This window comes from Nonomuraea sp. NPDC049419 (assembly GCF_040676995.1).
GTDB classification, from domain to species: domain Bacteria; phylum Actinomycetota; class Actinomycetes; order Streptosporangiales; family Streptosporangiaceae; genus Nonomuraea; species Nonomuraea salmonea.
Genome location: NZ_JBFAQB010000001.1, coordinates 423469 through 442176 on the forward strand (window position 1 = coordinate 423469; position 18708 = coordinate 442176).

Consider the following 18708-nt stretch of genomic DNA (forward strand, 5'->3'; position numbering starts at 1 on the left):
CGTAAGCGAGGCGTATCCCAAATCTGTCCGGTTTTCGATCGTATGTGGTTCCGTGTCGGTTTCACCGGGCAGGCCGGGTGAGGCGGAGGGAGAACCACACTATGACTACGTCAGTGCAGCCGGCGTCGGCCGGGCAGGGCGGCGGGCGGGGCCCCACCGGCCTCGCCGACGTCATCGACACGATCCTCGACCGGGGGCTCGTGATCGACGCCTACGTCCGGGTGTCCCTCGTCGGCATCGAGATCCTGACCATCGACGCGCGCGTCGTCGTGGCCAGCGTCGACACCTACCTGCGCTTCGCCGAGGCCGCTAACCGGCTGGACATGTCCCAGAGCGAGCAGAGCCTGCCCGAGGCCATCGGCCTGGCCAAGGGCGGCGGCTCCGGCCAGGACGCCTCCAAGGAGGTCATCCAGGGCATGGTCGAAGGCGACGAGCAGCGCGAGCTGAGCGGGTCGGACGAGGAGGCCGGGCAGGCCGACGAGAAGAAGGAACCCCGGAGCGCCCCCACCAGGAAGATGCGGCTCAAGTGAGAGGAAGAGCAAGCGCCATGGGACGCTCGACCAACGTCTCCGGGTCCGGCCAGGCCACCCAGGAGATCCAGAACCTCGCCACGTACGTCTACGGCATCGTCCCGGCGGAGACCGAGGTGAGCCGCGACCAGAAGGGGCTGGGAGAGCCTCCTGGCGAGGTGCGGCTCGTCAAGCACGGCGAGATCGCGGCCGTCGTCAGCGGCGTGAACGTGGACAAGCCGCTCGGCCGTCCCGACGACCTGCTGGCCCACGAGGAACTGCTGGACAGCGTGGCCGCCAAGGGGCCCGTGCTGCCGTTCCGGTTCGGGGCGGTGCTGTCCGACACGGGCGCCGTCGTGGACGAGCTGCTCGCACCCCACCACGACGACTTCGTGGCCGCCCTCGACGAGCTGGCCGGCAGCGCCCAGTACGTCGTCAAGGGCCGCTACGCCGAAGGGCCCGTCCTGACGGAGATCCTCGCCGAGAGCCCGGAGGCCGCCGGCCTGCGCGACGCCATCCGCGGCACCTCCGAGGACGCCACCCGCAACGAGCGCATCAGGCTCGGCGAGATCATCACCGCCTCCGTCGAGGCCAAGCGGGACATGGACACCCGCCTGCTGCTCGACGGCCTGTCCGGCTACTACCTGCAGGCCTCGCTCAGGGAGCCGTCCCACGAATGGGACGCCGCCCACATCGCCCTGCTCGTCAAGTCCGACCAGCAGAAGGAGCTGGATCGGGCGCTGAAGGAGTTCGGCGAGCGCTGGGAGGGCCGCGTGGAGCTGCGGCTCATCGGGCCGATGGCGCCGTACGACTTCGTCATCGCGCAGGGCTGAAGGGGGTACGGCCCGTGGGTCTGATCTCGCTGATCTTCACCTGGCCGCTCGCGCCGGTGCGCGGGCTGGTCAGGCTCGCGGAGATGATCCAGGACCAGGCGGAGCGCGAGCTGCGCAACCCCGCCGCCGTACGCCGGCGGCTTGAGGCGATTGAGGCGGCCAGACAGGCCGGCGAGATCTCGGAGGAAGAGGAACGCCGGGCCATCGAAGAGGTCCTGCGGCTGGCGATGGGGAGGTGAGCCGGAGGTGAGCGCCAAGGGGTCGGACACCGAGGAGCTGGACGGCGAGGAGGAGCTTGTCGAGGTGCTGGACGCCGCATCGGCGGGCGAGGCGGGCATGCGGCACATCGCCGAGCTGACCAAGAAGGAACCGGAGGGCGTCACCTCGGTCGTCCCGGCAGACGACGGCTGGCTGGTGGACGTCGAGCTCGTCGAGGACCGCCGCATCCCGTCCTCGGGCGACATGCTCGCCCTCTATCGGGTGGAGATGGATATGGAGGGCACCTTGCTGTCATATCGGAGGATCCGGCGCTACCGGCGGTCGAACGCCGACTTCGGGGAGGCGTGATGACCTCCGGTCCCGTCGTCCGCCCCACGTACGGGTCGGGCCCCGCCAACCGCGAACCCGCCAACCTCGGCGACATCCTCGAACGCGTCCTCGACCGGGGCATCGTCATCGCCGGCGACATCCGGGTCAACCTGCTGGACATCGAACTCCTCACGATCAAGCTGAGGCTGCTGATCGCCTCCGTCGACACCGCCAGGGAGCTGGGCATCGACTGGTGGGCGCACGACCCCTGGCTGTCCGGACGCGACCGCGAGCTGGTCGAGGAGAACCGCCGCCTGCGCCGCCGCCTGGCCGTCGCCGAGGGGCGGGAGGAAGTCGGTGGCTGAGGGGACGTACCTGTACGCGGTCGCCCGCGAACCCCTCTCGACCCCGGCCGGCGTGGCGGGCGCGCCCGTCCGGACGATCGAACACGGCGGTCTGGTGGCGTACGTGAGCTCGGTCCCGCTCGACACCTTCGGCGAGGAGCCGCTGCGCCGCAGCCTTGAGGACCTCGACTGGCTGGCCGAGACCGCCCGCGCCCACCACCGCGTCGTGGACGCGGTCGCCGCCGCCACCACCACCGCCCCGGTCCGTCTCGTCACGGTCTACGCCGGCGACGACCAGGTCCAGGACCTCCTGACCCGCCGCGGAACAGCCTTCCACCGCGTCCTGTCGCACGTCACAGGCCGCAACGAATGGGGCGTCAAGGTTTACACCACCCTCTCCGACCCCGGGCAGGAGACGGCACCTGAAGCCGCCGGAACCCGCTCATCCCGGCGTGCCGCCGAAGGGGCCGGCCCCGACACGGGGTCACCCGCCCACCCATCCCCGCCGGTGGCGGCGAGCGGAAGGCATGGCCGCGACGACGGGACGTACGGGCGGCCGGGGCGGGCGTACCTGGAGCGACGAAGGGCGAGCCTGCGCGGCCGGGAGCAGCTCCGCAAGCAGGCGCTGCGCCGCGCCGACCACATCCACCGCACGCTGTCGGCCCTGGCCGCCGACGGCTGCCGCCACCGCCCCCAGGACCCGCGCCTGTCAGGCCGCCACGACTGGATGCTGCTGAACGGCGCGTACCTGGTGGACGAGGCCCGCGCCACGGAGTTCGCCGAGCTGGCGGGCACCCTCGGCGGCGACGGCGTCGAGATCCGCCTGACCGGCCCGTGGGCGCCGTACTCGTTCACGGTCATGGAGACGACATGACCACGCCCCTGCGGGACGTGGTGGCCACCGACGACCTGCCGCCCGAACGGATCGCCCTGGTGGACCTGCTGGACCGGCTGCTGGCGGGCGGCGTCGTGCTGACCGGCGACCTGGTCCTGTCGATCGCCGACATCGACATCGTCCGCATCTCCCTGAACGCCCTGATCGCCTCGGTCGACGAGCTCGAAGGGAGGACCTGACGTGACCGCGGACAAGCCCCGCTGGCGCATCGCCGCCGACTCGGAGACGGTCGAGCGCGACCTGTCCCGCCTCGTCCTGACCCTCATCGAGCTGATCCGCCAGCTCGTGGAACGCCAGTGCGTTCGCCGCATGGAGGAGGGCAACCTGACGGACGAGCAGATCGAGACCTTGGGTGTCACCCTGATGCGCCTGGAAGAGGCCATGGGCGACCTCTGCGACCGCTTCGACCTCACCCCGGAGGACCTCAACCTCGACCTCGGCCCCCTGGGTACCCTCCTCCCGTCGAGCTGACGACGATCACGAGGTGGGCCGACCCCGGCGCCGGGTCTCGCGGGCGATCCTGTCCAGCTCCTTCTCCTCGGTGCGCCACTGCTCGATGACCGGGAGGCACCAGTAGTTGCGTCGCTGATGGCGCAGCGTCGGGTGCGGGAACGGATGGTGCTTGGGGCCGCCGCGCGCGGTCCATGACCTGATGGTGCTGGCGGCCGTCCCGAGGTAGCGGGCGGTGCCCTGGGTGTCCAGGAAACCCTGGCCGGGCCTGAGGTCGGGCAGCACAGGGAGCGCTTCGGGGCGGGCGTCGGAAGGCTCCCGGCGTACGGGGAGGCAGGCGTTGTAGAGCAGCGTCGCCAGACGGAGCGCGCCGGCGTGGTCGAGGTCGAGGCGCGCCACCGGAGGTGAGGCGCCGCCAGGGGCGTTCTGGGATGACTTGGTGGAAATATCGGTTATGCGGATATTCCAGCGCCAGCCGGTGGTTTTTGCGTAATGTCCGAGCGCGTCGTGGAGCAGTGCCGTGGGCGAATGCGGAGCTGGGGGATGAATCACAGCATCAACGCTGTGATTTCGCGGCCTTATCGTGCAACCACTTTCACGAAAACGGCAGATCACGGACGGGTATTGATCGTGAACGCGCTGTCCTGTGCCCTCGTGTGCCGTACGCGTGCCTGCTCCGATTTGGCCTCCCGTGCGCGGCGGGGCACCATTACGGCACAGGAGGCATCAGCGGCCTCTTCCTGCCACTCGTTTGCAGCGGCGGGGGGCGGCATAACCCTCTGGCCTCGGCGAGTAAACGCTGGCAGCGCATTTCGCAACTTACTGGTACGAACGGTCGAGGAGCCTGAAGGCTACAAGCTGATGGCGCTTCGGCCACAAAGGGTACCGGTGCCGCGCGATCCGCTGCGGTGTCCGGCTCGTGTCCCCGCGAGGAGCGCGCCGTCTCCCAGAGGACAGCCCTGCGAGATCGGGTCGCGCGTATCCCGATGGGCGTACGCAGTGACATCGAAAAGCTACACAGTGTTATGAAGGTATTGAAAGGGACCTGATGCCGCATCAGGAGAACGTGTCTTCGGAGCCGCCGCCGGCCGTCAAGGGCGACGGCGTGGCCAAGCCACTGGTCGACCTGCGCTCGGCCGTGGTCATGCTGTTCGCCGCCCTCATCGGCCTGGCCGCCGGTGTGCTGGCCTTCCTGGCCGCCGCGCCGCCTCCGCAGGCGGTTCTGGTGGGCGGCGGCGCCTTCGGCGGCGCCGTCCTCTTCTTCAACCGCGTCATCGGCCGGTAGGGGGCGCGATGGCGACGCGGAAGCTCTCGCGACGGCGCCGAGTGTCTAAACGCTTCCGCCCGCGATTCACAACCATTGGATGCGCAGGTACGCGTCCGGGGCGTGAACGGGCGTCATGGAGTTTCTCCTGTCGAGTTCCCCGTGGCGACCGGTTGTTCGCCCGGGCCGTTTAAGGATCTGCGCATGGCGAGTGGAAATCCCGCTCCCCTCCCGTCTGCTCATAGGCGTGAGGTCGAACAGTTCTATCGCGACACCGTCGCGAGGACCAGGAGCATGGTTTACAAACGTCTGGGAGGCGATGCCCAGGACATCGACGACGTGACCACGACGGTCTACCTCAAGATCATCGATCGGTGGTCGACCATCCGCACCCTCCAGCCGGAGAAGAAGCGGCTCAAGTGGCTTTCCACGACGACCGCCCTGGTCGTGCTGGAGGAGATAAGGAAGCGGAGCAACGACCGCTGCAAGACGTTCCCGGAGCGAACCTGGGAACAACTTACGGCCGTCCTGTCGGCGCCAGAACCGGCGGACAACGCCATCGAGATGAAAGATCTCTACAGGGAGGTATGGAATGCCGTGGCCGTGCTTTTAGCGGGCAACGAGCAAAAAGTGATCGCGTACGATCTCATCGGTCTGTCCACCCGTGAGACGGCCCGCGAACTGCGGATCACTCCGGAGACGGTCCGGGTGCACCGGCGCAACGCGCTCAGGAAGCTCACGGGAACGCCGGAGATCGCACACGTCCGGGAGGTCTTAGAGAAAGGAGGCTCATGATTCCGGCCTTAAGGGAAAAATCGCGGGACGCGCTGACATCATTCGTCGGCATTCTCGGCGCCGGCCGTCCCAGCCGGCGACGATGGACGAGCCTGATCCGCCGCCTGCGACGCTTCGAGGCGGAGACCGAGTGCCCGGCCCCTGACGTGGAAGCCGGACTCGAGCGCCTGCGCGCGGAGGCGCAAGCTCGCGGTCTGTTCGATCACGATCAGGACAGCAGCGGCGACGAGGCGCGCCCGGCTCATACCTGGGCGAGTACACCGCCTGCGCTGGCGGTGGCACCGCTGATCTGCATGCTCATGTGCGTCAGCCTGCTCTGGCGGCGACCCCGTCTTGGCGGCGGGGCCGCCGCGGAGCGGCTGACAGGTTCTGACCGAGTCTGATCAGGACTCCCGCAACGGCGGCGGGCGATGGGGGCACCTGCCGCCCTTGTGGGGCCGGCGGTCAGAGCGCGCGGGTGGCGAGGCCGGGGTAGTCGAGGACGAGGGCCGAAGGGTCGTAGTGGAGGCGGCAGGCGACCTCGAATGCCGGTGCCGCGTAGTCGTAGGTGTCGTCGCCCGCGCGGGTGTAGTGCTGGTCGAGGCGTTCCGCGGACAGGTCCAGGGCGCGGACGTACGCGGCCGGGGCCGGGGCGCCTGAGCCCGTCGCCAGGCGGAGGCGGTGCACAGGGAACGTGTTGGTCATCGCCGAGGACTCCAGGTCGACGTCGAGACAGCCGTCCAGGTCGGGGGCGGGGGAGCCGTCCACCTGCCAGCGGCCCCTGCCGTCGGACTCCAGGAACGTGCGGCGGGTGCCGGTCACCGTGCGGCTGGTGACCCTGGCCAGGCGGGTGGCCCACGAGGTGTCGACCTCGATCGTGTAGTCAACCGCCCACGTACGGCCGTCCTCGACGGCGGTCGTACAGCCCTCGATGCGATGCCCGCCCTCATGCGGGCGGAAGTACGCGACCTCGAAGCCGGTACGGGCGGTCACGTGCCGCCAGGCGGCGGTCTCGGGCAGCGGCGCGAAGGTCACGCACCGATCCTGCCACGCCGCCCCTTCACGTGATCAACCCCCATCACCCTGAGAGCAGGTGCCAGGGCAGGACGATCGGCGTGGCCGGGCGGTCGCCGGCGGCGAGGCGTTCGACCAGGGGCGCGAGCCCCGACGGGACGACGGGCTCGTCGGCGCGGGCCAGCTCGGCCGCCGTCCACCACTGGAACCGGTCGGTCGAGGCGCGCTCGTCGTCGTCCATGCCGGAGTCGTCCACCTGGAGCCCGTCCACGCGCAGCAGGAAGTAGTGGTCGCGGGCGCGGTGCCGGCGGCCGCCCACCGTCCAGCCGCCCTCGCTGGTCGCCACCACCGGCCCGAGCGCCTCCGGCGGCACCACGTGGCCGAGCTCCTCGCGCAGCTCGCGGGCGGCGGCCTCGCTCGGGCTCTCGCCGGGGTCGATGCCGCCGCCGGGCGTGAACCACGCGTACGAGGGCTCGTCCACCTGCAGCAGCAGCCCGCGGTACAGCAGGATCCTGTCCGCCCCGTCGAGCAGCAGGACGCGGGCCGTCTCCCTCACGTCATCTCCACGGTGATGGCCCACCGCTCGTGGTCGCGCCAGGCGCCGTCGATGTACTGGAAGTTCGGCGAGAACCCCTCGCGCTGGAACCCCACCCTCTTGATCAGGTTGATGGACGGCTGGTTGTGCGGCTGGATGTTGGCCTCCAGCCGGTGCAGCCCCATGTCCCCGAACGCGTGCCCCACCAGCAGCCGCAGCCCCTCGGTCAGGTAGCCGCGCCCGGTGGTCGAGGCGAACGCGGAGTAGCCGATGGTGCCGCACTGGTGGGTGCCGCGGACGATGTTGTTGACGTTGACCCGGCCGACGATCGCGCCGGTGTCGCGCCGGCAGATCAAGAACCCCTCGTGCATGGGCTCGTCGAACCTGGCCAGGTACGCCTCGAAGGCGGCGTACGTGAGGATGGGCGGCCCCGGCATCCACCGGGCGAGCAGGTCGGCGCTCTCCCGGTGCAGGGCCGTGAGCTCCTCGAAGTCCTGGAGGCACAGGTAACGCAGGGCCACCCGGTCACCCTCCGCAAGATAGATCACATCAGACATTCTGCAGGCCAGCTCCCGCAGCGCCAGGCGGTTCCGTCCCATTCGACGGCGAACGGCTCCGCGTGCGGCAGCGGCGCCCCCCACACGCGCCCGCCCAGCCCGCACAGCACGGCGAGCCCGGCGGTCAGGCTGGCGACGTGGCCGACCACCGCGACGGTGCCGCCGTCGTGCCGGGCCGCGATGCCGGTCAGCGCGGTCGCGACGCGGCCGGTGACGGCGTGGCCGTCCTCGCCGTCGGCCACCGCCTCGTCCAGGTCGCCGTCCACGACCCAGGCCCGCAGCACCTCGGCCGTACGCGCCCGCACCCCGGCGTCCTGCGAGCCCTCCGCACGGCCGAGACCCACCTCCGCCAGCTCGGGAAGCAGGGTCGTGGTGAGACCGAGCGTCCCTGCGACGATCTCGGCGGTGGTGGCGGCGCGGACAGCGCTGCTCGCGTACACGTGGGTGATCCCCGCACCGCGCAGCCGGCGGCCCGCCGCGGCCGCCTGGTCGCGGCCGCGCGGGGTCAGCTCGGCGTGCGGCAGGGCGCCGGACGCGCGGGTGACGACGTTCTCCGACTCGGCGTGCCGCAGGCACCACAGGCGGACGCTCACTCGCCCTCCTTCGCGCGGTCGTAGATGGCGACGGCCCAGCGGCCGGGGCGCTCGCCGACCTCGGCCGACAGCCGCTCGAGCACCTCGGGGAGCATCAGCGGGGAGTCTGCGCGCAGCCGCGCGCAGACGTCCTCGCTCATGTCCGGCCGGCACGCCTTGACCTCGCCGGCCACGCGCTCGATGGGGGCGTCCGCGGGGAAGACCCAGATCTGCATCTTCTGCGGGCGTTCGAGCCAGCCTTCGGGGGCCGACAGCTTGTCGTGATGCCCGCCCGATCCCTTGCCGCACCTGCCGGCGCCGCCGCCCATCTCCCCGCCCTTGAGTGAGCTCCTGGTGACGACCCACGCCCGCGGGTCGTCGCAGACCACCATGTGCGCGGTGTCCTTGCTGGTCGGGGAGAAGGTCACCGTCCGGGGGACGCCCATGGTCTCGTACCGCTCGGAGTGGAGGAGGGGCAGGGTGAAGTCCTTGTCGCCCAGCTTCACGCGGAACGTCTCCGGCAGCGGGAGCTCCGGCTGGAGACTGACCGTGTCCGTGGGCTGGCGCGCGACAGGAGCCGGTGAAGGGGCCGGCGGGAGGCCGTACATGAGGGCGACCGCCGCGACCGCGAGCGCCGCGCCCGCCGACGCCGCCCGCCTGCCGCGCCGGACCCGCCTGCCGCGCCGCACGATCGCCGCCAGATCCGGGGACGGCGCCGCGCTGCGGCTCCGCTCGTCCAGCAGCCGCTCCAGCTCGCTCTCCGTGTGCTTCATCGCCGCGCCCCTTCCACGTGCACGCTTCGTACGTCAGGATCGATCCGGAGCTTGTTGAGCGCCCGGTTGAGCTGGCTCTTCACCGCCCCCGGCGAGCAGCCGACGATGCCGGCGATCTGGGTCAGCGTGTGCCCCTCGAAGTAGTGCAGGACGACCACCGCCCGCTGGCGCGGCGACAGCGCGCCGATCGCGCTCCACAAAGCCGCCTGGTCGTCCGCCTCCGCGGCGCGATCGCGCGGGTCCGCCGTCTCCGGCAGGCTCTCCGCAGGCACCTCACCACGCCAGCGCCGCCGCCACCAGGAGGCGTGCGTGTTGACGATGATGCGGTAGACGTACGGGTCGGGGTCGCCCTCGACCCGCCGCCACGCCAGCCAGGCCCGAGCCAGCGCGGTCTGTACGAGGTCCTCCGCCGCGCCCCAGTCCCGGCACAGGAGGTAGGCCATCCGGCACAGGCGTGCGTGCCGATGTGCCACGTACTCCGCGAACCCGTCATCCATGCAGCGTCTCCATCTCGTCGCCTTCGCTGATGAATACCGGCAGGGAGGCCCGTACGGTTGACAGCGATTCCGAGATGTCTCAGCCGTGCCCGAGCACGCGCAGCAGTTCGCCCGCCGACTCCTCGGGGCCGTGGCCCGCGGTGTCGATCGTCACGTGGGCGCGGGCCCACGGTTCGTACGCGCGCTCCACGATCTCCCGCCAGCTCGGCGGGCGCAGGCCCGGGATGTCGAGCCGACGCGACTCCGCCCGCCGCCGGTGCTCGTCCTGGTCGGAGCAGACCACCTCCACCTCCGTGACCGGCACCCCGGCCCGTACGCCCACCTCGCGCCACGCGTCCCTGGTGACGGCCAGCGGGTTCACCGACTCGGCCACCACCGTGAGGCCCTGCCGCAGGTGGTCCTCGGCGAGCGCGTACGCGACGGCGTACCCGGCGGGGCCGATCGGGTGCTCGGCGAGGCCCGAGCGGACGATCGCCTGCTCGATGGTGTCGACCCGCAGATGCACCGCACGCAGCCGCCCGGCGAGCAGCCGCGACAGCGTGGTCTTGCCGGTGGCGGGCAGGCCGCCCATGACGACGAGCGCCACGTCAGGAGAGTTCATGGAGATGCCTTCCTCGGTGATCGTCAACCGGTCAGGTTTCGAGAAGCCCGGCCGGGGTGATGCGGCCTAGCGTGACGGTCATGACTCTCGCACTTCAGTACTGCCACATCACGGTCGACGACATGAACGAGGCGGTCGCCTTCTATCGCGACGGGCTCGGCTTCGAGGTACGCAGCGACGTCGGGGGCGGGCAGCAGCAGTGGGTGACCCTGGGCGACCCGGTGCACGGCGGGCCCGAGATCGTGCTCTCCAGCGCGTACGCGGGGCGCTCGGAGGCCGAAGGTGACGCGCTGCGCGAACTGCTCGTCAAGGGCCTGCTGCCGATGATCGTCTTCAGCAGTGACGACATCGACGCCGACTTCGAACGCGTCCGTGCCACCGGCGCCGAGGTCCTCCAGGAACCCATCGACCGTCCCTACGGCGTCCGCGACGCCGCCTTCCGCGACCCCGCGGGCAACACCGTCCGCCTCCACCAGCCCCTGAAGGGGTGACCCGCGCCCCCGCCGAGGAGGGCCACCGAGAACGCGAACCGGCGGCCGGGTCGCCGGTTCGCGGGAAGCACGAAGCCCCGGCCAGGGAAACCTGGTCCGGGGCTTCGGTTGTGGTCAGGGACCGATGGTCACCAGTCGCCGCCGCCGAAGTCGCCGCCGCCGAAGTCGCCTCCGCCGCCGAAGTCACCCCAGCCGCCGCCACCGGCGTCGCCACCGCCGCCGAAGTCTCCGCCGCCGCCCGCGTCGGAGTAGCCCTCGGCGTAGCCGGCGCCGTAGCCGCCCATGCCCCAGCCGCCGCTGAGCATGCTGCCCATCATGGTGCCGATGAACATGCCGGTCATGATGTCGCCGAAGCCGCCGTAGTAGCCGGAGGCGTAGGGCTGGTAGGCGGGACCCGCGTCGTAGTAGGGCCGCCGCTGGCCGTCGACCATGACCTCCCGCATCTGGGGGTCGAAGCCGCGCTCGATCGCCTCGGCGTCCATCTTGCAGGCGGGCACGTCGCGGACGGCGCCACCGGGCGGAGCCCAGCGGACGTCGCGGACGGACGGGCCGTGCTGCGGGTTGAAGAAGCAGGGAGCGCGCCGCTCGGGGATCGGCTCGTTGCCGACTTTGGCCTTGACCACGGCGAGCGCGTAGCGGCCGTCTTCGAGGGTCTGGGTGACCTCGCGGATCTGGTCGGCGCGCTGCACGGCGGCGAGCTGCGTCTTGGCCTTCTCGTAGGAGTCGAGGGCGGTCTGCCACTCCTCGATGTGCTTGCCGCCCTCGCCGGCCAGGGTGACGTCGGTGTCGACGGCGGTGATCTCCTCGCCGAGCTTGGTGACGTCCTCCTCGACGGTCTGCTTGACCGCGGCGAGGTCCTTGGCCTCCTGGATGGCCCGCTTCTTCTTCTTGTTGCTGGAGTAGAGGAAGTAGCCGCCACCGCCGACCAGGACCAGCGCGCCGAGGGCGATCAGCGCTCCGGTGCCGCCGGCGCCCGGGTTGGCCTGGCTGCCGGAGTCGAGCGCGGAACGGTCGCCCTTGGCGGCCATGTCGACGCGGTTGGTGAAGTCCTTCATGCCGGCCACGATGTCGCCCGAGTTGGCGTTGACCGCGCGGGTGGCCAGGTTGCCTGCCAGGCCCTTGCTCAGAGCGTTGGATCCGGCGAAAAGGGTCTGGCCGTCGATGACGGCGATGGTCGCACTAGGACGGCCCGCCTCGCTCAGCGCGGAGCTGAGCTGGCTCATGTAGGGCGCAATGGTGGACTGGTCAATCGTGCCGTCGGGCAGCGCCACAGCGTAGATCTTGGTGTCCGCGCCCTTGAGCGCGTCGTTGATCTCGCTCTCCTGACCGGACGACAAGGCAGAGCCGGCCACCACATAGAGCGGCGCCTTCTTCCAGTTGGACACGACCGTGTCGGCATCCGGTGGCGCCGCCGCGTTGGCGGCAGGGGACAGCGCAAGAACGACGATAAGACCGGCGATCAGAGCCGCGAACGCGGCCCCTGCTCGGCGCAGCGAGTGGGTCATGGGCAGCAAGCCTCCTTCGCCCTTGAGGACGAATGGGCGGTCGGCAAAGTTCCTCAAGAGGCACGCTACCCGTCCGGGGCCGCGCAGGAGCACTCCGTGGCGCAACAGCCTGGCACCGGTTGGGTCCCGGTCGGGTCGATCTCCGGCCAAGCCCCCATCAGGGACCGTCAGGAGTCCTTGATCTCGCAGATCGTCGCGCCGGAGGTGACGGTCTGCCCGACCGCCGCCGTCAGCCCGGTGACGGTGCCCGCCTTGTGAGCCGTCAGCGGCTGCTCCATCTTCATGGCTTCGAGCACCACCACGGTGTCGCCCTCGTTCACGGTGTCGCCGTCGCCGGCCACGACCTTGACGATCGTGCCCTGCATGGGGCTGACCAGCGCGTCGCCGCCGGCCGCCGCCTTCTTCGAGCCGCCGCCCGCGCGCCTCGGCGCCTTGCCGCGAGCGGCCTGCGCGGGGGCCGCGTCGCCCAGCCCGGCGCCCAGCCCGGCGCCCAGCCCGGCGGGCAGCACGACCTCCAGCCGCTTGCCGCCGACCTCGACCGTGACCGTCTCCCTGGCGGCCTCCTCGCCGGCCGCGACGTCCCCGTCGTACGGCGCCACCGGGTTGTCCCACTCCGTCTCGATCCACCGCGTGTGCACCGAGAACGGCTCCGACACGAACGCGGGATCCGTCACCACGGCCCGGTGGAACGGCAGCACGGTCGGCATGCCGGTGATCTCGAACTCCGCCAGCGCCCTGCGGGACCGTTCGAGCGCCTCCTGACGGGTGCGGCCGGTGACGATCAGCTTGGCCACCAGCGAGTCGAACGTCCCCGGCACCGTCATGCCCGCCTCGTAGCCGGAGTCGAGCCGCACCCCCGGCCCCGACGGCGCGCGCAGCGTGGTCAGCGTGCCGGGGGCGGGCAGGAAGTTGCGGCCGGCGTCCTCGGCGTTGATGCGGAACTCGATCGAGTGGCCGCGCAGCGCGGGGTCGCCGTAGCCGAGCGGCTCTCCCTCGGCGATGCGGAACATCTCGCGTACGAGGTCGATGCCCGCGACCTCCTCGCTGACCGGGTGCTCGACCTGGAGCCTGGTGTTGACCTCCAGGAAGGAGATCGTGCCGTCCTGGCCGACGAGGAACTCGCAGGTGCCGGCCCCGACGTAGCCCGCCTCCTTCAGGATGGCCTTGGAACTGGCGTAGAGGACCTCGACCTGCTCGGCGGTGAGGAACGGCGCGGGCGCCTCCTCCACCAGCTTCTGGTGGCGGCGCTGCAGCGAGCAGTCGCGGGTGCTGACCACGACGACGTCGCCGTGGGCGTCGGCCAGGCACTGCGTCTCGACGTGGCGGGGCCGGTCGAGGTAGCGCTCGACGAAGCACTCGCCCCGCCCGAACGCGGCCACGGCCTCGCGGACGGCCGACTCGTACAGCTCGGCGACCTCTTCGAGCCGGCGGGCGACCTTGATGCCGCGCCCGCCGCCGCCGTACGCGGCCTTGATGGCGATCGGCAGCCCGTGCTCCTCGGCGAACGCCACCACCTCGGCGGCCCCGCTCACCGGGTCTTTGGTGCCCGCGACCAGAGGCGCGCCGACCTTCTGCGCGATGTGCCTGGCCTGCACCTTGTCGCCGAGCGCGGCGATCGCGGCGGGCGGCGGGCCGATCCAGACGAGCCCCGCGTCGATGACGGCCTGGGCGAAGGCGGCGTTCTCGGAGAGGAAGCCGTAGCCGGGGTGGACGGCGTCGGCGCCGCTGCGGCGGGCGATGCCGAGGAGCTTGTCCACGTCGAGGTAGGTCTCTGCCGGGGTCTGCCCGTGCAGCGCGTACGCCTCGTCGGCGACCTTGGCGTGGAGGGCGTCGAGGTCCTGGTCGGCGTAGACGGCCACGCTGGTGATGCCGGCGTCCTCGCACGCGCGGGCCACTCGCACGGCGATCTCGCCGCGGTTGGCGATCAGAACCTTCCGCACCGGCCTTCGTCCTTCCTGCTAGGTTCGGCGGCTCCACGTGCCTGCCGTCGTCCGCGTCGAGCAGCTGCCCCGGGACGCGCCCGGCTCCCGGTCGGCCGGGAAAGAGAACCCTATCGCCGCTGGTCGTCCCGGCATGTCGGAGGCGCGGGCGGCCTCCCTTTCGATCCGAACAATCCTCGGGTAGACCATAGCCGCTCGGCATATCTCCGGCGACGGGCGGTGGCCCTTCCTTAGGGTGAGGGCGCTTTCACAGGTTCCAGGAGGTATGCATGAGCCAGAGCATGCTCGGCGGCGACCCCGCGGAAATGCAGCAGATGTCCAGCCAGTTCACGCAGCAGTCGGAGGCGGTCCGTACGACGATGACCGCGCTCGACCGCGAGGCCGCGAAGGTCGGCACGGCGTGGACGGGTCCTGGGGCGCAGCGCTTCCAGCAGGCGTGGCAGAACTACCGCACGGCATTCCAGCGGATGACCGAGGAGCTTCAGGAGGCTTCGCGGGTCATCGGGACCTACCGGCAGAACATCGAGTCCGCCACGAAATGATCAACGGAAGGGGCCCTGGCGAAGCGGCCGGGGCTTCTTGCCGTTGACCCGCCGCTTACCGTTGACCCCCCGCTTACCGTTGACCCGCCGCGAGAATCCTCAGATGCATCGCGGGGATCCAGGTGCGTGTGGCGTCGGCCGAACGTAACTTTGCGGCGAATCGGGCGGGCTACCCTTTTTCTCCATGATTGGTCGCGTCCTCCTGGCCAGCGTGCTCGCCTTGCAGGCTCCCCTCGCCCCAGCCGTCCAAGGGGCCGCCGCAGGGGCCGCCCCCGATTGCAATCCGCCCAGGGGCCAGCTGGAGGTCGGTGAGCCGTGGGCGCAGAAGCGGCTCGACCCCAAGAGCGTCTGGTCGCTGTCGACCGGTGCGGGCGTTCCCGTCGCGGTCATCGACACCGGTGTCGACCTCACTCATCCGCAGCTCCGCCTGGGCGGCAAGGCCGACCTCGTCGGCTCCGGCTACCGCGACTGCGTCGGCCACGGCACCGCCGTCGCGGGCATCATCGGTGCCCAATACGTCAAGGGCGTGCTCTTCCACGGCGTTGCGCCGGGGGCGCGGGTGCTGTCGTACAAGTTCACCGACACCGAGCAGAACGGTGACACGACGCTGCTCATCAAGGCCATCAAGGCCGCCGCCGACCAGGGCGCCAAGGTCATCAACGTGTCGAGCAAGACGCTCGACCACCCCGCGCTCGAAACGGCCGTACGGTACGCGCTCGCCAAGGACGCGGTCATCGTCGCCGCCGCCGGCAACATCTCCCGCCAGGACGGCACCCCATCGCCCGCCTACCCGGCCAGCTACGACGGCGTGCTCGCGGTGGGCGCGGCAGGGCCGGAAGGCACGCTGGCCGAGTTCTCCAACACCAAGACGCCCGTGTCGGTGATCGGGCCGGGCCAGGACATCACCTCGACCTGGCCGGGCGGCGCCTACGCCAAGGGGCTCGACGGCACCAGCTACGCGGCGCCGTACGTGGCGGGCGTCGCCGCGCTCGTCAGGGCCCGTTATCCCAGTCTCGACCAGGCGCAGGTACGCCGGCGCATCATCGCCACCGCCGACGGCGCCACCGGCGCGGGCAAGGGGGCGGGCATGGTGAACCCGATGCTGGCGGTGAGCGCGATCCTGCCGTTCGAGCCGGCCAACGCGCCCGTGGTCGCGCCGCCACCGCCGACCCCGCTGCCGCGCAGCGCCGTGACCAAGGCCCCGCCCGTGGACGAGAAGGCCATCGATCTGGCCGTGCTCGTCGCGGCCTGCGCGATCGGGCTGGCGCTGCTGGTGGTGGCGATGCGTGTGGTGATCCCGATGGGCCGGCGGAGGGGCTGGCGTCCCGGGCGGCCGACCTGATCTGTACGGCGTCGTAACTACGGGCGCAAGGAAACGGCACAACGATTTGTTGACGGCCGTCCGAAACGCCTGATGCTGATGTGACAGATCTGGTTGAATGTGATCAATTCATGCTTTGCTGGTGAAAGGTTTGGGCATGCACCCTTTGCGCCCTGGGGATCCAGAGCGGATCGGCGCTTTCAGCATTGTCGGGCTGCTGGGAGAGGGGCCGAGAGGGGCAGTCTTCCTCGGGCGCGAGTCCGAGGACGCGCCCAAGGTGGCCATCAAGCTGCTCCCCGCCGAGCCGGAGTCCGAGCGTGAGCCCGATCGGTACCTGGGGGCCAAGCGGGTCTCCAGCTCGTACGTCGCCCGCGTCCTCGACGCCGGCCACCACGACGACCGGCCGTACGTCGTGCGCGAGTACGTCGAAGGCAAGAGCCTGGCCGAAACCGTCGCCGGCGGCGAGCCGCTGACCGGGGACGCGCTCGAACGCGTGGCCGTCGGCGTGCTGACCGCGCTGTCCGCCGTGCACCTCGCCGGGCTGGCCCACCGCTCGCTCACCCCGCACAACGTGATCCTCGGGCCCGACGGCCCGCGCGTCACCGACGCCGCCATCGGCGACCCGGTCGGCGACGCCGCCTACCAGGCGCCCGAGCAGCTGGAGGGCCGCCCGTACGGCCCCTACGCCGATGTCTTCGCCTGGGCCGCCACCATCGTGTACGCCGGCACCGGCCGCCCGCCGTTCGCCGACCGTGAAGCCGCCCTGAGCGGCGACCCCGACGTCGGCATCACGGCCGAGCCACTCCGCCGCGTCCTGCTGTCGGCCCTGACCAGGGAAGTCGGCTCCCGCCCGACGACCTACAGCGCCTTGATGCAGGTCCTCGGCGACGCCCCGAAAACCCCGGACACCCCTGCGGCGAAGCCCGAAGCGGCCGTGGCGGCCGCCGCCCCGGCCCCGAGCGCCCCGGACGCGGACGAGCCGCAGCCGGCCGCGAAGGACTCGACGCCGGACGCTCCCGAGGCGGAGGCGCCGAAGCCGGCGGCTGAGGACGAGCCGAAGCCCGTTGAGCCTGTCGCGGACGAAGCCGAGCCCGGTGCGCCTGTTGCGGGTGGACCCCAGTCCGGTGGGCCTGCGGCTGAGGGGCCTGAGGCGCCTGCGGCTGAGGGGCCTGAGGCGCCTGCGGCGCGGCCCGCGCCTGAACGGCCGCCGCTGGAAGGTGTGACGATCGCGCGGCTGCCGATGCCGGCTGGGCCGCCGCAAGGGCCGCCGATGCAGGGGCCGCCTCAGGGCCCGCCGCAAGGACCGCCGATGCAGGGGCCGCCGATGCAGGGGCCGCCGATCGGTTCTCATGTGCCGCCGCAGGGGCCTCCTCCGTCGGTGCCCGCTCAGGGGGGTCCCCTTCAGGGGATGCCTCAGGGGGGCGTGCCGATGCAGGGGCCGCCCCAAGGGCCGCCGCACGGGCCGCTTTCCGGGCCGAATCTGCCCCCGCAGGGTCCGCCTTCGGGGCCGCACGTGCCGCCGCCGCACGTTCCTGGGCCGCCGCTTCAGGGGATGCCCGTGCCGGGGCCTGGCATGCACGGCCATGGGATGCAGGGGCGTGGCATGCAGGGGCCTGGGGCGAATGTGCCCGTACCGCATCAGCAGGGTGGGCCTGAGTCGCAGGGGCGGCCCGTCACGCCGGAGAGCACCATGTGGGGGCCGCCTGAGGCGGACCCGCCGCAGCCGCCCGCGCAGATCAGGATCGAACGGTCGTCGTCGCCCGCGCCCCGCAGGGGGCTGCCGCTGGCGTTGATCGCCGCCGTCGCCACGGTCGCGCTCGTCGCCGCCGTGGGCCTGTGGGGTGCCAACCGCTACGTACGCCTCCAGCAGGTCGAGCCCGCTTCGGTGGCGCAGGAGAACACCGACGGCATCCCCACGCCCAGCGGCACCGCCACGGGTCCGGCGCCGCAGGGCACCGACCCGGCGAACCCGCAGGCGACCGCCGAGGCCACCGTCCCGTGGGCGGCCAGCAACGACCCCAACGACGTGGGGCCGCTGGTGCTGCCCACCGAGTGGTCGTCGGCGACGCCCGACGTGCCCGAGCTGACCTCGGCGCCCACCACCCCGTCGGCGCTGCCGACGACGCCGGTCGTGGTGCCGACGCAGCCGCCGGCGACCGTGACGAAGCAGGCGCAGCCCACCAAGAAGCAGCAGAAGACGCAGGCGCCGAAGCCGAAGGCGACCGTCACCAAGACGGTGCAGCCGACGCCGAAGCCGACCAAGACCACCCCCAAGGCGCCGGTCAAGACGCCGACGAAGCGGCCCGACCCGACGCCTACCCAGGAGCCGGAGCCGCGGCCGACGAAGACGACGGCCAAGCCCCAGCCGACGAAGACCACGGCCAAGCCGGCCGCGCCGGTCAAGAACCCGTACACGGCCACGCAGGTGTGCGGCTCCGGGTTCTCGGTGCAGCGGTCCGCCTCATTCTCGGGCGGGGTGACGTACCAGCTGTGGAACAACAGCACCGGCCAGAACTGCGCCGTCACCATCAAGACGGCGGACGTCGGCAAGAGCACCCCGACCGGCGTCACCCTTGAGGCGCAGGGCGGCGGCAGCCAGTCCGACAACGGCAGCTTCGAGTACTACGCCGGCCCGGTGAAGGTGAGCGCCAAGGGCAAGTGCGTGCGCATCTCCGGCTACGTCGGCTCGGGCAGCACGAGCACCGGCTATGCCAACTGCGGCTGAGCCACCCACCTGACAGCGACGCCCCCGGAGCCCCTGCG

Annotated in this window: 24 protein-coding genes and 1 pseudogene; 15 read left to right on the top strand and 10 right to left on the bottom strand. The window is 71.4% G+C overall.

Features of this window, described 5'->3' with window-relative positions; all coding sequences use genetic code 11:
• Positions 1-101: 101 nt before the first annotated feature.
• From gvpJ (AB0K12_RS02080) to AB0K12_RS02115, 8 genes and pseudogenes are all read left to right on the top strand, one after another.
• A pseudogene (gvpJ, locus tag AB0K12_RS02080) lies at positions 102-308 on the top strand (gas vesicle protein GvpJ); the annotation flags it as partial.
• 239 nt (positions 309-547) lie between these two features.
• Positions 548-1342, top strand: coding sequence for a GvpL/GvpF family gas vesicle protein (locus AB0K12_RS02085; protein ID WP_364555017.1), 795 nt, complete (start codon positions 548-550; stop codon positions 1340-1342).
• A gap of 14 nt (positions 1343-1356) precedes the next feature.
• Positions 1357-1581 carry a gas vesicle protein GvpG gene (locus tag AB0K12_RS02090; protein ID WP_364555018.1) on the top strand — a complete coding sequence of 75 codons (225 nt, stop codon included), beginning with the start codon at positions 1357-1359 and terminating at the stop codon, positions 1579-1581.
• Between the two features lie 7 nt (positions 1582-1588).
• On the top strand, positions 1589-1909 hold the full coding sequence (gene gvpO, locus AB0K12_RS02095) for a gas vesicle protein GvpO (RefSeq protein WP_364555019.1): 321 nt from the start codon (positions 1589-1591) through the stop codon (positions 1907-1909).
• Complete coding sequence (gvpJ, locus tag AB0K12_RS02100; protein ID WP_345396206.1) at positions 1909-2235, top strand: gas vesicle protein GvpJ; 327 nt, start codon at positions 1909-1911, stop codon at positions 2233-2235. The genes gvpO and gvpJ (AB0K12_RS02100) overlap by 1 nt, the downstream gene beginning before the upstream one ends.
• Positions 2228-3088 (top strand): GvpL/GvpF family gas vesicle protein, encoded by an 861-nt coding sequence (locus tag AB0K12_RS02105; protein WP_364555020.1) that lies wholly within the window; start codon positions 2228-2230, stop codon positions 3086-3088. The genes gvpJ (AB0K12_RS02100) and AB0K12_RS02105 overlap by 8 nt, the downstream gene beginning before the upstream one ends.
• Positions 3085-3288, top strand: a complete 204-nt coding sequence (locus tag AB0K12_RS02110; protein WP_364555021.1) for a gas vesicle protein — start codon at positions 3085-3087, stop codon at positions 3286-3288. The genes AB0K12_RS02105 and AB0K12_RS02110 overlap by 4 nt, the downstream gene beginning before the upstream one ends.
• 1 nt (position 3289) lies before the next feature.
• Positions 3290-3580 carry a gas vesicle protein K gene (locus AB0K12_RS02115; protein ID WP_364555022.1) on the top strand — a complete coding sequence of 97 codons (291 nt, stop codon included), beginning with the start codon at positions 3290-3292 and terminating at the stop codon, positions 3578-3580.
• Positions 3581-3586: 6 nt separating this feature from the next.
• Here the strand turns inward: AB0K12_RS02115 and AB0K12_RS02120 are convergent, their stop codons facing one another.
• Positions 3587-3958 carry a hypothetical protein gene (locus AB0K12_RS02120; RefSeq protein ID WP_364555023.1) on the bottom strand — a complete coding sequence of 124 codons (372 nt, stop codon included), beginning with the start codon at positions 3956-3958 and terminating at the stop codon, positions 3587-3589.
• A gap of 649 nt (positions 3959-4607) precedes the next feature.
• On the opposite strand from AB0K12_RS02120, the gene AB0K12_RS02125 reads away from it, so the two are divergent.
• The 3 genes from AB0K12_RS02125 to AB0K12_RS02135 all read left to right on the top strand — a co-directional run bounded on the left by AB0K12_RS02125 (position 4608) and on the right by AB0K12_RS02135 (position 6001).
• Positions 4608-4844, top strand: coding sequence for a hypothetical protein (locus AB0K12_RS02125; protein ID WP_364555024.1), 237 nt, complete (start codon positions 4608-4610; stop codon positions 4842-4844).
• Positions 4845-5027: 183 nt separating this feature from the next.
• The gene (locus tag AB0K12_RS02130) at positions 5028-5618 is read left to right on the top strand and encodes a sigma-70 family RNA polymerase sigma factor (RefSeq protein ID WP_364555025.1); all 591 of its coding nucleotides are present in this window, start codon (positions 5028-5030) and stop codon (positions 5616-5618) included.
• Positions 5615-6001 carry a hypothetical protein gene (locus AB0K12_RS02135; RefSeq protein ID WP_364555026.1) on the top strand — a complete coding sequence of 129 codons (387 nt, stop codon included), beginning with the start codon at positions 5615-5617 and terminating at the stop codon, positions 5999-6001. The genes AB0K12_RS02130 and AB0K12_RS02135 overlap by 4 nt, the downstream gene beginning before the upstream one ends.
• 61 nt (positions 6002-6062) lie before the next feature.
• Here AB0K12_RS02135 and AB0K12_RS02140 read toward each other — a convergent pair whose 3' ends face one another.
• The 7 genes from AB0K12_RS02140 to AB0K12_RS02170 all read right to left on the bottom strand — a co-directional run bounded on the left by AB0K12_RS02140 (position 6063) and on the right by AB0K12_RS02170 (position 10146).
• Positions 6063-6632: a putative glycolipid-binding domain-containing protein gene (locus AB0K12_RS02140; protein ID WP_364555027.1), complete on the bottom strand. Its 570-nt coding sequence runs from the start codon at positions 6630-6632 to the stop codon at positions 6063-6065.
• Positions 6633-6675: 43 nt separating this feature from the next.
• Positions 6676-7167 carry an NUDIX domain-containing protein gene (locus tag AB0K12_RS02145; RefSeq protein WP_364555028.1) on the bottom strand — a complete coding sequence of 164 codons (492 nt, stop codon included), beginning with the start codon at positions 7165-7167 and terminating at the stop codon, positions 6676-6678.
• A complete protein-coding gene (locus AB0K12_RS02150; RefSeq protein ID WP_364555029.1) occupies positions 7164-7694 on the bottom strand; it encodes a GNAT family protein in 531 nt (176 codons plus the stop codon). The genes AB0K12_RS02145 and AB0K12_RS02150 overlap by 4 nt, the downstream gene beginning before the upstream one ends.
• Positions 7691-8296, bottom strand: coding sequence for a histidine phosphatase family protein (locus AB0K12_RS02155; protein ID WP_364555030.1), 606 nt, complete (start codon positions 8294-8296; stop codon positions 7691-7693). The genes AB0K12_RS02150 and AB0K12_RS02155 overlap by 4 nt, the downstream gene beginning before the upstream one ends.
• Entirely contained in the window at positions 8293-9048 is a 756-nt protein-coding gene (locus AB0K12_RS02160) for a hypothetical protein (protein WP_364555031.1), read from the bottom strand. Before AB0K12_RS02160 ends, AB0K12_RS02155 begins: the two co-directional genes overlap by 4 nt.
• Positions 9045-9545 (bottom strand): SigE family RNA polymerase sigma factor, encoded by a 501-nt coding sequence (locus tag AB0K12_RS02165; RefSeq protein ID WP_364555032.1) that lies wholly within the window; start codon positions 9543-9545, stop codon positions 9045-9047. The genes AB0K12_RS02160 and AB0K12_RS02165 overlap by 4 nt, the downstream gene beginning before the upstream one ends.
• 79 nt (positions 9546-9624) lie before the next feature.
• Positions 9625-10146, bottom strand: a complete 522-nt coding sequence (locus tag AB0K12_RS02170; RefSeq protein WP_364555033.1) for an AAA family ATPase — start codon at positions 10144-10146, stop codon at positions 9625-9627.
• An 80-nt stretch (positions 10147-10226) separates the two neighbouring features.
• Between AB0K12_RS02170 and AB0K12_RS02175 the strand changes: the two genes are divergently transcribed.
• The gene (locus AB0K12_RS02175) at positions 10227-10637 is read left to right on the top strand and encodes a VOC family protein (protein ID WP_364555034.1); all 411 of its coding nucleotides are present in this window, start codon (positions 10227-10229) and stop codon (positions 10635-10637) included.
• Between the two features lie 128 nt (positions 10638-10765).
• On the opposite strand, the gene AB0K12_RS02180 is transcribed toward AB0K12_RS02175, so the two are convergent.
• Positions 10766-12142, bottom strand: a complete 1377-nt coding sequence (locus AB0K12_RS02180; RefSeq protein WP_364555035.1) for a hypothetical protein — start codon at positions 12140-12142, stop codon at positions 10766-10768.
• A 167-nt stretch (positions 12143-12309) separates the two neighbouring features.
• Positions 12310-14082, bottom strand: coding sequence for a biotin carboxylase N-terminal domain-containing protein (locus AB0K12_RS02185; RefSeq protein ID WP_364555036.1), 1773 nt, complete (start codon positions 14080-14082; stop codon positions 12310-12312).
• 269 nt (positions 14083-14351) lie between these two features.
• On the opposite strand from AB0K12_RS02185, the gene AB0K12_RS02190 reads away from it, so the two are divergent.
• The 3 genes from AB0K12_RS02190 (at position 14352) to AB0K12_RS02200 (ending at position 18670) form a co-directional block, all read left to right on the top strand.
• Complete coding sequence (locus AB0K12_RS02190) at positions 14352-14624, top strand: WXG100 family type VII secretion target (protein ID WP_345396257.1); 273 nt, start codon at positions 14352-14354, stop codon at positions 14622-14624.
• 184 nt (positions 14625-14808) lie between these two features.
• Positions 14809-15966: a S8 family serine peptidase gene (locus AB0K12_RS02195; protein WP_364555037.1), complete on the top strand. Its 1158-nt coding sequence runs from the start codon at positions 14809-14811 to the stop codon at positions 15964-15966.
• A gap of 136 nt (positions 15967-16102) precedes the next feature.
• Entirely contained in the window at positions 16103-18670 is a 2568-nt protein-coding gene (locus AB0K12_RS02200) for a protein kinase (protein WP_364555038.1), read from the top strand.
• The last annotated feature ends 38 nt before the right edge of the window (positions 18671-18708 follow it).

Coding starts and splice junctions, on each gene's coding strand:
- AB0K12_RS02130 (WP_364555025.1), top strand. CDS start 5,028: ATGGCGAGTGGAAATCCCGCTCCCCTCCCGTCTGCTCATAGGCGTGAG.
- AB0K12_RS02170 (WP_364555033.1), bottom strand. CDS start 10,146: ATGAACTCTCCTGACGTGGCGCTCGTCGTCATGGGCGGCCTGCCCGCC.
- AB0K12_RS02200 (WP_364555038.1), top strand. CDS start 16,103: ATGCACCCTTTGCGCCCTGGGGATCCAGAGCGGATCGGCGCTTTCAGC.
- AB0K12_RS02195 (WP_364555037.1), top strand. CDS start 14,809: ATGATTGGTCGCGTCCTCCTGGCCAGCGTGCTCGCCTTGCAGGCTCCC.
- AB0K12_RS02125 (WP_364555024.1), top strand. CDS start 4,608: ATGCCGCATCAGGAGAACGTGTCTTCGGAGCCGCCGCCGGCCGTCAAG.
- AB0K12_RS02175 (WP_364555034.1), top strand. CDS start 10,227: ATGACTCTCGCACTTCAGTACTGCCACATCACGGTCGACGACATGAAC.
- AB0K12_RS02135 (WP_364555026.1), top strand. CDS start 5,615: ATGATTCCGGCCTTAAGGGAAAAATCGCGGGACGCGCTGACATCATTC.
- AB0K12_RS02190 (WP_345396257.1), top strand. CDS start 14,352: ATGAGCCAGAGCATGCTCGGCGGCGACCCCGCGGAAATGCAGCAGATG.
- AB0K12_RS02085 (WP_364555017.1), top strand. CDS start 548: ATGGGACGCTCGACCAACGTCTCCGGGTCCGGCCAGGCCACCCAGGAG.
- gvpJ (WP_345396206.1), top strand. CDS start 1,909: ATGACCTCCGGTCCCGTCGTCCGCCCCACGTACGGGTCGGGCCCCGCC.
- AB0K12_RS02180 (WP_364555035.1), bottom strand. CDS start 12,142: ATGACCCACTCGCTGCGCCGAGCAGGGGCCGCGTTCGCGGCTCTGATC.
- AB0K12_RS02165 (WP_364555032.1), bottom strand. CDS start 9,545: ATGGATGACGGGTTCGCGGAGTACGTGGCACATCGGCACGCACGCCTG.
- AB0K12_RS02110 (WP_364555021.1), top strand. CDS start 3,085: ATGACCACGCCCCTGCGGGACGTGGTGGCCACCGACGACCTGCCGCCC.
- AB0K12_RS02160 (WP_364555031.1), bottom strand. CDS start 9,048: ATGAAGCACACGGAGAGCGAGCTGGAGCGGCTGCTGGACGAGCGGAGC.